The 11,948-nt window shown below is 57.8% G+C and carries 11 protein-coding genes; 8 read left to right on the plus strand and 3 right to left on the minus strand.

From position 1 onward, the window contains the following. Positions 1 to 38 precede the first annotated feature (38 nt). From fdhA to DM872_RS14210, 4 genes are all read left to right on the plus strand, one after another. Positions 39 to 1,238 (plus strand): formaldehyde dehydrogenase, glutathione-independent, encoded by a 1,200-nt coding sequence (fdhA, locus tag DM872_RS14200; protein ID WP_179060092.1) that lies wholly within the window; start codon positions 39 to 41, stop codon positions 1,236 to 1,238. A gap of 249 nt (positions 1,239 to 1,487) precedes the next feature. Further along, the gene (locus DM872_RS14205; RefSeq protein WP_256873399.1) at positions 1,488 to 1,685 is read left to right on the plus strand and encodes a DUF7740 domain-containing protein; all 198 of its coding nucleotides are present in this window, start codon (positions 1,488 to 1,490) and stop codon (positions 1,683 to 1,685) included. Positions 1,686 to 2,169: 484 nt separating this feature from the next. After that, on the plus strand, positions 2,170 to 2,352 hold the full coding sequence (locus tag DM872_RS31080; RefSeq protein ID WP_444860449.1) for a DUF7740 domain-containing protein: 183 nt from the start codon (positions 2,170 to 2,172) through the stop codon (positions 2,350 to 2,352). A gap of 117 nt (positions 2,353 to 2,469) precedes the next feature. After that, positions 2,470 to 2,826: a histone-like nucleoid-structuring protein, MvaT/MvaU family gene (locus DM872_RS14210; RefSeq protein ID WP_179060094.1), complete on the plus strand. Its 357-nt coding sequence runs from the start codon at positions 2,470 to 2,472 to the stop codon at positions 2,824 to 2,826. An 83-nt stretch (positions 2,827 to 2,909) separates the two neighbouring features. Here DM872_RS14210 and DM872_RS14215 read toward each other — a convergent pair whose 3' ends face one another. The 3 genes from DM872_RS14215 to DM872_RS14225 all read right to left on the minus strand — a co-directional run bounded on the left by DM872_RS14215 (position 2,910) and on the right by DM872_RS14225 (position 5,984). Beyond that, entirely contained in the window at positions 2,910 to 3,743 is an 834-nt protein-coding gene (locus DM872_RS14215) for a hypothetical protein (protein ID WP_179060095.1), read from the minus strand. Further along, complete coding sequence (locus tag DM872_RS14220) at positions 3,740 to 4,816, minus strand: ComEC/Rec2 family competence protein (RefSeq protein WP_179060096.1); 1,077 nt, start codon at positions 4,814 to 4,816, stop codon at positions 3,740 to 3,742. Before DM872_RS14220 ends, DM872_RS14215 begins: the two co-directional genes overlap by 4 nt. Before the next feature lie 322 nt (positions 4,817 to 5,138). Continuing rightward, positions 5,139 to 5,984, minus strand: a complete 846-nt coding sequence (locus tag DM872_RS14225; RefSeq protein WP_179060097.1) for a WYL domain-containing protein — start codon at positions 5,982 to 5,984, stop codon at positions 5,139 to 5,141. A gap of 127 nt (positions 5,985 to 6,111) precedes the next feature. Between DM872_RS14225 and DM872_RS14230 the strand changes: the two genes are divergently transcribed. The 4 genes from DM872_RS14230 (at position 6,112) to DM872_RS14245 (ending at position 11,948) form a co-directional block, all read left to right on the plus strand. Next, positions 6,112 to 7,293, plus strand: coding sequence for a metallohydrolase (locus tag DM872_RS14230; RefSeq protein WP_179060098.1), 1,182 nt, complete (start codon positions 6,112 to 6,114; stop codon positions 7,291 to 7,293). Beyond that, positions 7,290 to 9,551 (plus strand): Mov34/MPN/PAD-1 family protein, encoded by a 2,262-nt coding sequence (locus DM872_RS14235; protein WP_179060099.1) that lies wholly within the window; start codon positions 7,290 to 7,292, stop codon positions 9,549 to 9,551. The genes DM872_RS14230 and DM872_RS14235 overlap by 4 nt, the downstream gene beginning before the upstream one ends. Positions 9,552 to 9,660: 109 nt before the next feature. Beyond that, the gene (locus DM872_RS14240; protein WP_179060100.1) at positions 9,661 to 10,140 is read left to right on the plus strand and encodes a hypothetical protein; all 480 of its coding nucleotides are present in this window, start codon (positions 9,661 to 9,663) and stop codon (positions 10,138 to 10,140) included. 311 nt (positions 10,141 to 10,451) lie between these two features. Next, entirely contained in the window at positions 10,452 to 11,948 is a 1,497-nt protein-coding gene (locus tag DM872_RS14245; RefSeq protein WP_179060101.1) for a DUF3375 domain-containing protein, read from the plus strand.

Here is an 11,948-nt window from a genome sequence, read left to right on the forward strand (position 1 = left end):
CGAATCCCGAAACACTCGCATGAGTGGAAGGAGTTGGCATGTCTGGTAATCGTGGTGTCGTTTATCTCGGTGCGGGCAAGGTCGAAGTGCAGAAGATCGACTACCCGAAAATGCAGGATCCCCGCGGCAAGAAGATCGAGCACGGGGTGATTCTGAAGGTGGTCTCCACCAACATCTGCGGCTCGGACCAGCACATGGTGCGCGGCCGTACCACCGCCCAGGTCGGCCTGGTGCTCGGCCACGAGATCACCGGTGAGGTGATCGAGAAAGGCAGTGACGTGGAAAGCCTGAAGATCGGCGACCTGGTTTCCGTGCCGTTCAACGTAGCTTGCGGCCGCTGCCGCTCCTGCAAGGAAATGCACACCGGTGTCTGCCTCACAGTCAACCCGGCCCGCGCCGGCGGTGCCTACGGCTATGTCGACATGGGCGACTGGACCGGCGGCCAGGCCGAGTACGTGCTGGTGCCCTACGCCGACTTCAACCTGCTCAAGCTGCCGGACCGCGACAAGGCCATGGAGAAGATCCGTGACCTGACCTGCCTCTCCGACATCCTGCCCACCGGCTACCACGGCGCGGTCACCGCCGGCGTCGGTCCGGGTAGCACCGTGTATGTCGCCGGTGCCGGTCCGGTGGGCCTGGCCGCCGCCGCCTCCGCGCGCCTGCTGGGTGCCGCCGTGGTCATCGTTGGTGATGTGAACCCGGTGCGTCTGGTGCATGCCAAAGCGCAGGGCTTCGAGATCGCCGACCTGTCCCAGGACACCCCGCTGCACGAGCAGATTGCCGCTCTGCTGGGCGAGCCGGAAGTGGATTGCGCCATCGACGCGGTGGGCTTCGAAGCGCGTGGCCATGGCCATTCCGGTGCCCAGCACGAGGCTCCAGCCACCGTGCTCAACTCGCTGATGCAGGTCACCCGTGTGGCCGGCAAGATCGGTATCCCCGGCCTCTACGTCACCGAGGACCCGGGCGCTACCGATGCCGCGGCGAAGATCGGCAGCCTGAGCATCCGCTTCGGCCTCGGCTGGGCGAAATCCCACAGTTTCCACACCGGCCAGACTCCGGTGATGAAGTACAACCGCGCGCTCATGCAGGCGATCATGTGGGACCGCATCAACATCGCTGAAGTGGTGGGTGTGCAGGTCATCAGCCTGGATGACGCACCGCGTGGCTACGGCGAGTTCGATGCCGGTGTGCCGAAGAAATTCGTCATCGACCCGCACAAGACCTTCAGCGCAGCCTGATTCGCTTCTACCGTCGACGCCGCGATTTGTGCCTGCGGCGTTAACCTTTAGGAGCCTTCGGGCTCCTCTTTTTTCCCGCAATCAAATTAACGAGTGAGCATCCGGTCCCCGCTGACTGCCCGTCCCTCTCACGACCACAGGGCACGCCCAATCGTTGGAGTAAGTAGGATTGAGCAGAATTAACGGCACACGGCCCACTCACTTGGGACACACAGCGAGCACATCCGTTTGAACCTTCAAGATGCCACCTTGGCCCTCTTCCTCACCGCTCACATCCATGGCACCAATGCAGCCATCAAGGCCACGGCCAAGCGCTGCGCCAATTGCCTTCCCCACAGTAAACGGGACTTGATGCTCTCTATCATTGACAGCACCGAGCCGCTCAAGCTGGTCAGGTACATTGCTGAAAACCTGGACTCTGTCGATATGGGGCAGATCGCGCCTTAAAGATCAGCGACAGTTGCCATTACCTGAATTGTGCCTACGGGGTAAGGAACGGAACTCTACCCCGCTCTCCGGTGCTAGAAATGGTATTTGTCGAACCGAGGTTTAAAGGGTTCTGCGCAAAGGTCTGCTGGAGCAATAGGATGCGCGGGTGCATTAAGCTGACGCACACCACCTCATCCACTACGGGTACCATCCCACCGCTGGGACTTGTTTAGGGGACGCATCCTACATAGAGCGCAATGCTCCCTTCCAGTCCATGGCGCTGCCCTCTTATCACCTGCCGATTAGGCGTAGTGTCCGCAAAATCACCAAAGCAGCATCATATAGCCACCACGGTGCAACTGTAGCGTCAGAAGACGTAGTGGGCACGGTCTGAATCAAAGTAAAGCGATTGCTCTCGCAGCTCACACGAAGACTTGAAGCGATCTACGAGTTGGCGAATACTGGATAGCTAACTGACACAAGGCATCGCAGTTTGACTTTATTGGACGCCACCATTGCCCTCTTGCTCGCCGCTCAGATTCACTGTTCGGATAAAGCAATCAAAGCTACGGCGAAACGCTGCGCTCAACGTCTTCCCCGCAGCAAACGGGACGTGATGTTCTCCATCATCGACAGCACCGAACCACTCAAGCTAGTCAGGTACATAGCTGAGAATTTGGACTGATGGCATCGAACATTGCGTTCCTTGCAAATTGACCAAGGGCAATGCCCAGCGCCAGAGTAATTTCACGCGCAACCGGTTAACTGCGGTGTCTATTTGCATCACGCTAAGGAGAATGCAATGAGCAAACTGGCCGAATTTAAACGCCTGGAGGCACAGCTCGCGGAACAACTTGCCGCGCTGAACAGCCTCAAGAACGACGCAGAACTCAAGCGCGAAATTGAGTTTGAAACCAAACTCAGAGCGCTTCTCGATGAATATGGCCTTGGGCTAAAGGCAGTAATCAACATCCTTGATCCAGGTCGCGCGAGCACTCCGCTGCCGGCTCGGAAAACTCAAAGGCGCGAGCGCACCGTCAAGGTCTACAAGAATCCGCACACCAATGAAGTGGTCGAGACGAAGGGCGGTAACAACAAGGTGCTGAACGCTTGGAAAGCCGAGTATGGCGCAGCGGCAGTGAAATCTTGGCTTCAGTGAAGCCTTGCTGCTTTAGGTCGGTGACATCCGACCTAAAGCAGCCAAACCGGTTTACTAGCGCCGCAAACCTCCAGAAATCGTGATCATTCTTGGAGCGCTGTCGCCCCACTCTTGGCCGTCCGTGTAGGAGCATGTGGAAGGAGAACCTCACATGCCAACACAAGGCGCTGCGCATACGAGAAAGCTGCTTCGCGCACCCGGGCCTCAGAGAAGTAGAAAATCCAGACAACAGCCATGACCAAGGCCACCCCAATGGTGACAGCCTCCCCCGCCCCAAGTAGTGCCTCTGGATGTGCGACAGCATCTAGCCGCTGCGCCCAGGAGCTGAGCCCTAGTCGCAGCATCACCCAAGCGACAACCCCCAGGCACATCAGCAGTCCTAGCCAACGCACACCAAAGCCATTTCGACGATAGCCGTAAGTCACGTTGGCTCGAAACAGTAAGTCGAACTTCTTCTTATCTCTCGTCGCCTCCCGAAGCCAGTTGCCTGCTGCCGCATAGACTGCGTCTGCAGCCCCTGGATCCGCGCCCTCGATCTCCCTTGACGGGAACACCACCTTTAGCTTCCTCGCCAAGAAATCGTGATAGCGTCGTTTGGACACCGAATCCAAGACGTCGTCGTGGTGACGGAGAACCTGGACACTGGGCACGCCCCCCCACCGCAACCAGAGGCCCTTCTCCTTGCCCTTGCCCAGGCTGCGAGCAATGTCCGATAGGAGATACAACCCACCCACGGCGCCCGCCAACCACCACAAGCCCTTCAGTTGGAGCATCTGATTACCGTACAGCGCGATGGCCATGACCGCGAATGGCAGGAGGCACAGCAAGGCGGGATAGAGACGTGCCTGGCGCTCATAAGGGTCAAGCAGGAGCGTAGCCTTAGCCAGCCCACTACCCATTAGCTGCAGGCTGTTCATTTCTCGACCTCATGGTGGAAGGGAACATATTCCAGAGCTCCATACCCATCTCGCTTTGGCATGTTTCGTTGATGCCGGATAGATTGGCCTTTGGTTTGTGCAACCCTGAAGCCACGCCGAATGAAGGCGTTAGTCACCACGCGCTTGGGATGAGTTGGCGCCTTCGCCGAAGCGGACGCAAAGGCTACTCGCCGGGGTACGACGGAGTCGTCTGGCGACGGCTCACCCACGACCAAATTCAGTGCTTCCGTGGACACGTTGTGGCGCCCGCCATGGTGGGGAATTTGCACAAAGTCGACGGCAGACGGGAGATGAATACCCTGACCGATCGCGAAATCGGCTGAGGCCTTGAGCGATTCCACGCCAGCATCACCGGTCAGCAGATAGCCGCGACCATCGTAACTGCCAAACACAACCACACTACTTTCATTTTCAGCGCTGGTGGTCACCGCTTCTGGCAGATACTCCAAATCCCAAGCACTGGCAACGAACTGAACAGCTTTGCGCCCGAAATCCTTGAAAGCCTCCACCACGCTTTCTACTTTCAACTCAGGAGACTTTTCGAACGCAGGAATAAGCTCATGGACATATCGATCTCGCGTCGGCGACAGCACCTGGAAGATGCCTATCCGGCTACCCGCGAAGGGCTCCCGAACCGGAATGCCCCGCTCAACAGCAGCCTGTTCCAGGCGATAGGCAGCGCTCATTTTGCGCTGTAGGCGCTCCGCCAGGCTATTGTCAGTAATACGTCCGTCATGGAAGTAATGCCGAATCTCGCTGCTGTACTGCCATGGGCGATGCATCCACACCTCCCCCACCGAAAGTGTCTCCACGAGATGCGTCAGGCCCCCGGCATGGTCGTTGTCCGGATGAGAATTGACCAAGTAGTCCACATGGTGTGTCCCGAAATGCTTTTGGATATGGTCGACCAACGCCACACCATATTCTTGGGTGCCTCCGTCGTAGACCATTACTCGGAAGCCATCACCTTCCCTCCAACGAATCGCGATGGCGTCACCGCTGTGCTCCCCATTCCCCACCGGTAAAAAATCGATTTCGATACCCGCTGTCATTCCATTGCCCTCGAACCCTGGTTTTGAATGGCCCAGTTAAAGGCAGTGCAGCACCCTTCAATGGACCAGTGATGGCGTAATAGTGGCGATCACTAGGAATTTCAAGGGGAGGGGTGTCAACGAGATAAGGTCGAAGCTGCACATGAGGACTGAAGGTGACGCTGAAAATAGCCAGGGCAGTGAAACGCTCGCGCCGAACATCTCGCCGATGCTTGTGCCGCCTTTGTCGCACCGTAAGCCGGGGTACCGGCACGTGAAGGAGGTTCAGCCATCGGCATACGTCGAACTAGCGATGAAATCCCTCTGCGCCCCCAGCCGGTGCTCAAACCTCCTCAATACGAACTAGCACAATCTGCTGGTGCTCGGCAGGCGGGGCATCGGATTCAGTGATGTTCAAGCGCCTCATCAAATAGTAGAGCTGAGCCCGTCGGGTTCGAATTCTCGCCTCACCTTCCACCATGTTGTAGTCGCGAGAAATAGCCGACTTCTTCGCCTCGGAATAGCTTGGATTGGGCCCGATAACCACATTGACAAAGGAGTTCCACTCAATGTCCTCAGGGACGGGATCCGCGGGTTTTGAAGACGTACCCACCGAGAATATCCGGCCGAGGACAAAATCTTTATGTTGTTGAGAGGAATAGCAGTACGCCCGCAAATGCCAACGATAGCCATCCTGGGCAAACGCTAATGGAAAAACCAAGCGATCAGTTGGCTCGGGATTACTCATGGACTGGTAGCCAATGACGATAGCCATTTGCTTCTGAATTGCTCGAAGCAGAGGAATGAAGTTTTGCGGATCAATCTTTCGGCTGGGGTACGGAAAGAAATCTACCGGCGGTGCCCAGCCCACGAAGCTGTCGCTATGGGCGACGGTCCCCGTATTACGCCACAACAGTTCGCTTAGGTACTGCCCACAATCCTCCTTAACGAGTAAAGGCTGGAAGCCCTCTGTAGCGACATAGGTCTTCTGCACCCGATCGTAGTGCATGTTCGCCGGAGCCAGTTCCTGGTATTTCGAAAAATCCAGAGAGGCTTGAGGCACAGAGATTTTGAAGAAACCGGTCAGGTCGGCGCGGTTCACTCGCCCTTCCCAGAGGAGACGAAAGTCGATGAACTCCAGCCGCCGCTCTTGACCCCAACGCCCTTGGCGAGACGAAATTTCACTCATGTCATTGATTTTCCTAGGCTTTTAATGGGGATAAAAAATATACGGACAAAAAGTAGACCGAAATAAAAACTATACGTATCCTAGCCGTCAGACCTGAAGCTAGCAATCGCTCCATAAGGGGGACACCATGGCCGCGAAAATCACGTTCTTTCCCGTAGACAACGGTGATATGACCTTGGTGCGCCTGGCGGACACGCGAGTGACCACCCTGCTCATCGACATCCACATCCGCGTCGCCGCCGACGATCCTGCGGATCCTACTCCCGATGTCGCCAGCGAGCTGCGTAAGCGGCTCCAGTTTGATCGAGAGGGTCGCCCTTTCGTGGACGCCTTCCTGCTCAGCCATCCGGACAAGGATCACTGCAGCGGCCTGCGAAAACACTTCTGGCTGGGGGATCCAGACGAGTACCCCGATGATGAGCTCCCGCTAACGGAGAAACGCATTCTAATCAGAGAGCTTTGGTCCTCTCCGATGGTGTTCAGACGCCGCTCGAAAAATCACACACTCTGCGAAGACGCCCAGGCCTTCAACGCCGAAGCGCGCCGGCGCGTGAAGTACTGGCGCACCTATCATTCCGCCGGAGATGGAAACCGTATTCTGATCATGGGCGAGGATGAAAACGGTAAGACCGATGACCTGACTCCGATCGTGGTTAAAGCAGGTGAAACCTTCTCGACGATCAATGGCGACTCGTCGAGCTCGATGTATTTCTCAGCGCGTCTGCTAGCACCGGCGCCCAAGCAAGCAGATGAGAAACTTGAAGAAACCCTATCGAAGAATCACTCCAGCGTGATTCTCAATTTGGAAATTTTCCCGACGATTCTGGCCACCAAACGCACGCGTTTTCTGACCGGCGGCGACGCTGAAGTCGCGATTTGGCAACGACTGTGGGACAAGTACCAGAACACCCCGGACGTCTTGGCGTACGACCTGCTTCAAGCGCCCCACCACTGTTCCTGGCACTCGCTGTCCTACGATAGCTGGTCAACCTACAAGGAAGAGGCAGAGGTCTGTGAAGAGGCGCGAAATGCGCTGAGCCAAGCTCGCGAAGGCGCAACTATTGTCGCCAGCAGTAAGCAGATTCTGGACGATGACAAAGATCCACCGTGCATTCGCGCCAAACGTGAATACCAGTCGATCGTCAGGCCTGTGGATGGAACCTTCCTCTGCACGGGAGACGGAAAGCGCCCAGAACTTCTCGAACTAGAAGTGCAATCCGGCGGCAGCCTGGTTCGAATTGCCGCTGGCGTTATCGCTGCAACCGGAAGTGCAGTTGCTGCCGCGGCGCCTCGCGCGGGACGCCCATGAGCGAACTCTTCGAATGGGGAAGCACTCTGAGCGGCGGGGAGGCAGAGTTGTGCTACCCGATGACAGTTTCTCTCCTGCGCGCCTGTGAGCTTAATCCGTACATCGACGTCATCGAGCTTCGTTGGGACGACGAAGGCGGTCGACGAACTGAGCTCATTGTGGTTGATGCGAGTGACGCGACGGTGGCACGTGATAACCCGGCGGGAATTCGTCGTACTGAGCGACTGGCAATCGCAGTCAACCCTGACCTTCGCGTACCCGTGACCGTCCGCACATTGCGCAAGGACTTCCCCGCGCTTTCGCATCAGCACCCTACGCCTACCGACTCGCCGCGCATCCTGTGCTTGTACAACGTGGCCTGGAGCAGTGTCGAGCGTGCTTGGACTCCGGAACGCTTCCTGGATCGTATGTTCTGGTGGCTCAGGCAATCTGCAACACAGAACCTGCACCGCGACGACCAGCCCCTCGAACAGCTTTTCTATATGAGCCCGTACCAGCTGATCCTACCGGCTAACCATCTGGAGTTCGCAAAGGGGGACAACAACTACTTGGGCCTTCAGAGGGTGCCCTCCCCTCCCTCTGCACCGATTACGCTTCGGGCTCAGCCCGCAACTGCCGATGAGCTAGCTCAGCAGGGCCTGAAGGGCCTGCGTGTGCTCCCCTTGATGGTGGAAGGGGTCGGTTCATCTGAAGTTGTAGCGTTCCCAACCGATCTGGGGCAGCTTCAAGAACGTCTGATAGCCTGGGAAAGCAATCTCTGCGTGCCCTTGGCCGAAGCCATCGGGCAGGCGATTCCAAGTGAGGGATTATCAGCCAAGAATCAGCGGGAGGATGAAGCGTTTCTGATCCTGGTTTGGGTCCCTCGCATCCGCAATGGCGAAGTCGAACGCCACGATATTCTCTGCTACGCGGTCCCCGCCTCATTGTTCGAGCTCGCCACGGCATTCGAGATCATCGGCCAAGCCGACGACCACGGCCGCTACTTCCGCACCCAACTTATCGGTCACACTCCTGGCGCGCCGGAGACTGACGCTTGGCGTTCGATTCCGGTCTTGCCGGTCGAAGTACGCGTGGCCATGGACAAAGAGCGTGCACGCCGCCTCTCGGCCATCGATAGTACTGCCGCGAGCTTCAACGGCGTTTTGGCCGGCGTCGGCTCACTCGGAGGATTGCTCGCCAACCTCTGGCAGCGGGAAGCCTGGGGCGACTGGACTTATGTGGATCCAGACCAGTTACTACCCCACAACTTGCCGCGCCACGTTGCCTTCGATTTTGGGCTGGGCCAGGCGAAAGTCAGTGTTATGCGGTCCCTCGCCCAGCACGTCTATCCCGATCAGCCGGTACCCAATGCTATCGCGACCAGTATTACTGAGCGTAGCGATACAGTCCTGGCCGCACTTGCCGCCGCCGACCTACTGGTGGATGTCACCACAACCCTGGATACCCCCCGGGAAATCGCTCTGCGCGACGAAGCGCCAAGAACCGCCAACCTGTTCATTACACCTTCGGGCAATGGCTGCGTCCTCCTCCTTGAAGACACAGAACGCACCACGCGAGTCTCCGCCATGGAGGGCCAATACTATCGAGCCATCCTCCGCAATGACTGGGGAGCCGGCCATCTGAAGGACCACGCTGGAGATATGTGGGTCGGCGGCGGCTGCCGAGACATTTCCGTCCAACTCCCCTTTGACCGCATCCACCTGCACGCGGGAATACTCTCCCGCCAGCTACGGAAATCCGTGTTGCAGGATGAGGCTCGTGCTTGCGTCTGGTCAGTCGATGAGGAATCGGAAGGGGTGACCTGCCATGAGATCGCATTAGCGCCCGTACGATCGACGACCCAGGCCGGTTGGTCCGTCATTTATGACGAGGCGATCATCCAGCAGCTTAAGCACATCCGCGAACTCGCCCTGCCCAATGAAACGGGTGGGATTGTCTTGGGCGTCACTGATTTTGCTAGCCGAACCATTGTCCTGGTCGAGGTATTGGGTCCACCTGCAGATAGCCAAGCCAGTCCATCCCACTTTGTCAGAGGCAAAGCGGGGCAGGAAGAGGCACTTCAGGAGGTTCATCGTCTTACTGCAGGCCTGGTGGATTACGTGGGCGAATGGCATTCCCATCCACGGGGATGTCCAGCGACGGCCAGTGCCGATGATCGTCGGCTGCTTGAAACAATGTCCGACTTGCTATCGAGCGAGGGGCTTCCGGTGGTCATGCTGATCGTGGCCGATCATGAGGTGTCGATCCATGTCCGCTGACCCTCACGTCGCGGTGCCGTGGCAGCAGCGGCGTCCAATCAATCGTCGCACCTGAATAGCACGACTCGAGCCGTCTCTTGCTCAAGGTCACACGAAGAGTTCATCGACCATGATTTTTATAATCGTTCTCTACTTGCTTGCGCTGCTGGTAGGAGCCACCTATTCAATCGGTGCGATGGCACTCGGTTGGCTAACGCAGCCATATGAAGTGCTCCGCATCCCCTTGATGTGCGGGGCCATTGCCTGCGTCGGGGGATGCCTTTACTGCGTCAGAGCGGTGTACTTAAACAAATGCGTGTACAAACGTTGGGATCCAGACTGGTATGCCTGGTATTTCCTCAGACCGATTGCCAGCACAATATCTGGGGCAATTAGCTATCTATTCCTGAAAGCAGGCCTACTTGTGCTCGAGTCGAGCGCCAACGCAGGGGCAAGCGAAATTGGCTTCTTTGCACTTGCCTTCATAGCTGGTTTAAACGTCGACAAATTCGTCGCCAAGATCGAAGAAGTCGCCAAGGCCGTATGGGGCATAGAGAAAACCAGATCTGCTGAATCCATCCCTGGCCGGAGCAGCGGGCTCGAACAATGAAGCAGACCCCATATCGCTCAGTTGATAGTCCAGTCACGACCACAGCGAACTATCTATCAGCTGAACGTGTGGGCAACAGTTATGGTTGGGCTTGATGGCCCGTAGGCGATTTTCTGAACGACCGGAGCTCACCAGGCTTAGGAGTAGTGCTGGACACGGTCACATGGGCACACCATCCAAGGTGGAAATGATTGCGCTGGGCGGCTGAGACTCTCTAATTCCCCCCTCCGCAGCGAATGCCTACTAGCAATGCGACATCAAAGACCCCATATTGATCGCGCGGTGATTGGTGCTAGTGGAGGGCGCCAGCGATGGACATCGACATCAAGCGGCGAACCCAGGAGCTCATTCACGCCCGCCAGCAGAACCCAGCCTGGCAGCTACTGGCAGCCCGTCGCGCTCCCCTCGTCCTCAGCTGCCTGCAGAATCTTTTCGAAAAAAACCGAGACGGAATCGCTTTCGAAGATGCGCTGACTGGCTTGGCCGAACTCCTCGAACTACACGCCAATAACGACGCCTTCAATGACGATGGCGAAGATTTCAACGCCTCAGCGCGCAAAGAACTTCGCAGTTGGATCAAGCGGGGCTTGGTAGTCGAGCGGGACGGCCAGCTGTACGCCACCGACGCGCTGGAAGCGGCAATGCGCTTCACCGCGAGCTTGGGCGCGCGAATCATGACCTCGACTGCCTCGCGCTTATCTATGGTGCAGCGCGAAATCGAAAGCTTGCAGTCCAGCCTCAACCCGGACCCTCGCAGCCGCGCGGACCACATCAAGCGAAAGATCACCGAGCTCGAAGCAGAGCTGGAAGCCGTCAATGCTGGACACGTTCCTGTTCTGCCCCCCGTAGAAGCCACCGAACGCATTCGGGAAATCTATGGCCTGGCAACTAGCCTGCGGGCTGACTTCCGGCGCGTCGAAGACTCGTACCGAGAGGCTGACCGGCGACTGCGGCAGTCCATCGTCAGCGAGAGGAATAACCGCGGCGATATCGTCGACAAGATGCTGAACAGCCACGACGACCTGCTGGAAACACCCGAGGGCCGAGTCTTTCACAGCTTCCAGCTGCAGCTCTCGCGTTCGGCGGAGTTGCAGAACATGAAGATGCAACTGCGCGCCATCGCCACCCACCCCGTGACCTCGACCGCACTGAACCGTCAGCAGCAAACCGAGTTGCGCTGGCTGATTCTTCGATTGGTGGAAGAGTCCGCAGGGGTCATTCGCGCCCGGGCCCGCAGCGAGCGAGACGTGAAGGGCTTCCTCAAAACAGGGCTGGCCGCCGAACACCATCGCGTGGGCGAGTTGATCAACGACATCCTCCAGCAGGCGTTGGATTTGGATTGGAGCAGCGCAGACACTCGCCGCACACCCGCCCCTATTCCGCCCGTTGCGGTGGCCTTCCCCAACCTGCCGCTGATTGAGCGACTACGATTCAAGGCCCTGGCCGGGAACGAGGAGCAGTCACTCGAGCTAGCCCCGGCTGCACTGGACCTGACAGATCTCGATGAGGACTTCTGGGACGCTCTGGATGGCCTGGACAGACAGGCACTAGTCACCCAGACACTCGAGGTGCTGGAGACCAGCGGCCGTCCCATGAGTATCGCGGAGCTCGCAGTTCAGCTCCCCCCGACACATGACCTCGAGACTCTCGCGTTGTGGCTCAGCATGGCCCGGGAAGTCGACGTCCCCATTCTCGACGACCGGGAGCAGGTCGATGTCGTTGCCCGTGAGGGTGTCGGTTTACGTTTCGAAGTTCCTCGAGTGCAGTTAGAAGCCGCACCGCTACGGCAAATGGATTGGGAGGTGTGA

It is taken from the genome of Pseudomonas taiwanensis (genome assembly GCF_013393345.1).
Lineage (GTDB): Bacteria > Pseudomonadota > Gammaproteobacteria > Pseudomonadales > Pseudomonadaceae > Metapseudomonas > Metapseudomonas resinovorans_C.

What these genes read in the sequence shown, in the direction of transcription:
- DM872_RS14230 (WP_179060098.1), top strand. Translation starts at nt 6,112, where the DNA reads ATGGCCGCGAAAATCACGTTCTTTCCCGTAGACAACGGTGATATGACC.
- DM872_RS14210 (WP_179060094.1), top strand. Translation starts at nt 2,470, where the DNA reads ATGAGCAAACTGGCCGAATTTAAACGCCTGGAGGCACAGCTCGCGGAA.
- DM872_RS14245 (WP_179060101.1), top strand. Translation starts at nt 10,452, where the DNA reads ATGGACATCGACATCAAGCGGCGAACCCAGGAGCTCATTCACGCCCGC.
- DM872_RS14235 (WP_179060099.1), top strand. Translation starts at nt 7,290, where the DNA reads ATGAGCGAACTCTTCGAATGGGGAAGCACTCTGAGCGGCGGGGAGGCA.
- DM872_RS14220 (WP_179060096.1), bottom strand. Translation starts at nt 4,816, where the DNA reads ATGACAGCGGGTATCGAAATCGATTTTTTACCGGTGGGGAATGGGGAG.
- DM872_RS14215 (WP_179060095.1), bottom strand. Translation starts at nt 3,743, where the DNA reads ATGAACAGCCTGCAGCTAATGGGTAGTGGGCTGGCTAAGGCTACGCTC.
- DM872_RS14225 (WP_179060097.1), bottom strand. Translation starts at nt 5,984, where the DNA reads ATGAGTGAAATTTCGTCTCGCCAAGGGCGTTGGGGTCAAGAGCGGCGG.
- DM872_RS14240 (WP_179060100.1), top strand. Translation starts at nt 9,661, where the DNA reads ATGATTTTTATAATCGTTCTCTACTTGCTTGCGCTGCTGGTAGGAGCC.
- fdhA (WP_179060092.1), top strand. Translation starts at nt 39, where the DNA reads ATGTCTGGTAATCGTGGTGTCGTTTATCTCGGTGCGGGCAAGGTCGAA.